This is a genomic window from Paraburkholderia sp. BR14320 (assembly GCF_040948665.1).
Taxonomy (GTDB): Bacteria; Pseudomonadota; Gammaproteobacteria; order Burkholderiales; family Burkholderiaceae; genus Paraburkholderia; species Paraburkholderia youngii.
The window spans coordinates 1-1,818 of sequence record NZ_JBFPKG010000172.1 but is presented as its reverse complement, the minus strand read 5'-3'; the positions used below and the strand labels follow the sequence as shown (position 1 = coordinate 1,818).

The 1,818-nt window shown below is 70.1% G+C and carries 1 protein-coding gene; it reads left to right on the top strand.

What is annotated here, in order from left to right; all coding sequences use genetic code 11:
- The coding region (locus AB3X89_RS39610; RefSeq protein WP_368587983.1) for a condensation domain-containing protein at positions 1 to 1,818 on the top strand (1,818 nt) is incomplete at both ends.

The following is a 1,818-nucleotide window of genomic DNA, read 5'->3' as shown; positions in this document are numbered from 1 at the left end:
ATGCGCGGCGGGGCTACGAGGCGCCGCGCGGGGAGCTCGAGACGGTGCTGGCGCAGCTGTGGGCGGAGCTGCTGGGTCTGGAGCGGGTCGGCCGGCATGACCACTTCTTCGAGCTGGGCGGTCATTCACTGCTGGCCGTGCAACTGATGGAGCGGCTGCGGCAGCGCTCGCTGGGAGTAGAGGTGCGCACGCTGTTCGCGCGGCCGGTGCTGGCCGATCTGGCGGCCAGCCTGGGGCGCCATCAGGAGGTCGCGGTCCCCGCCAACCTGATTGCCGCGCACAGTACGGCGATCACCCCCGGGATGCTGCCGCTCATCGGGCTGAGCCAGGCGGAGATCGACCGGGTGGTGGCCACGGTGCCCGGAGGGCTGGCCAACATCCAGGACATCTATGCCCTCTCGCCGCTGCAGGAGGGCATCCTGTTCCATCATCTGCTGGCCAGCCAGGGCGATCCGTACCTGCTGGTCTCGCAGATGGCATTTGCCGGTCGTGACCTGCTGGAGCGCTATCTGGCGGCAGTGCAGCGGGTGGTGGACCGGCACGATATCCTGCGCACGTCGTTTGTGTGGGAGGGGCTGTCCAGTCCGGCGCAGGTGGTGTGGCGCCAGGCGCGGCTGGAGGTGGTGGAGGTTGAACTGGACGAGGCGGAGGGGCCGGCTCCCGAGCAGCTGCGGCGCCGGTTCGATCCGCGCGGGCAGCGCATCGATCTGGGGCGGGCGCCACTGATACGGTTTGTGACGGCCCGGGAGCCGGACAGCGGGCGCTGGCTGCTGCTGGCGCTGCAGCATCATCTGATCGGCGATCACACGACCTCAGAGGTAATGCATGCGGAGGTGCGGAGCGTGCTGGGAGGACGCGGGCACGAGCTGGCCGAGCCACAGCCATTCCGTAACCTGATAGCGCAGGCGCGGCTGGGTGTGGGAGAGCCGGCGCATGAGCAGTTCTTCCGGGAGATGCTCTCGGGGATTGACGGGCCGACGCTGCCGTTCGGGCTGGGCGAGGTGCGCGGCGAGGGCAGCGGGGTGAACGAGGCGCGGCGGCAGTTGCCGCAGGCGCTTAACAACCGGCTGCGGCAGCAGGCGCGGCGGCTGGGGGTGAGCGTGGCCAGCCTGTGCCATCTGGCGTGGGCGCAGGTGGTGGCGCGCAGCAGCGGGCGCGAGCAGGTGGTGTTCGGCACGGTGCTGTTCGGGCGCATGCATGGTGGCAGCGGCGCGGACCGGGCGATGGGGCTGTTCATGAACACGCTGCCGGTGCGGCTCGACGTGGATGGAACCGGGGTCGGGGAGAGTGTGCGTCGCACCCACGCGCGGCTGGCGGAGCTGCTCACCCACGAGCATGCCCCGCTGGCGCTGGCGCAGCGCTGCAGCGGCGTTGCGGCGCCTGCGCCATTGTTCAGCGCGCTGCTGAACTATCGCCACAATACGCTGGCGGCGCTTCAGGGGGCGGTGGGCGACGATGTCCTGGACGGCATCGAATGGCTGGGTGCGCAGGAGCGCACCAACTATCCCCTGAGCCTGTCGGTGGAAGACTCCGGGCAGGCGCTGGGCCTGACGGCGGAAGCGGTCGAGCCGGTTTCAGCAGAGCGTATCTGCGGTTACATGCAACATGCGCTGGAGCACCTGGCGGAGCTGCTGGAGCGCTCGCCGCACACGCCGGTGCGGGAGCTGGAGATCCTGCCGGCGGCGGAGCGCGGGTATTTGCTGGAGGAGCTGAACCGCACGGAGGCGGCGTATCCGTCGGAGCGGTGCATCCATGAGCTGTTCGAGGCGCAGGTGCGGCGGGCACCGGAGGCGGTGGCGCTGGTGCATGAGAACGAGA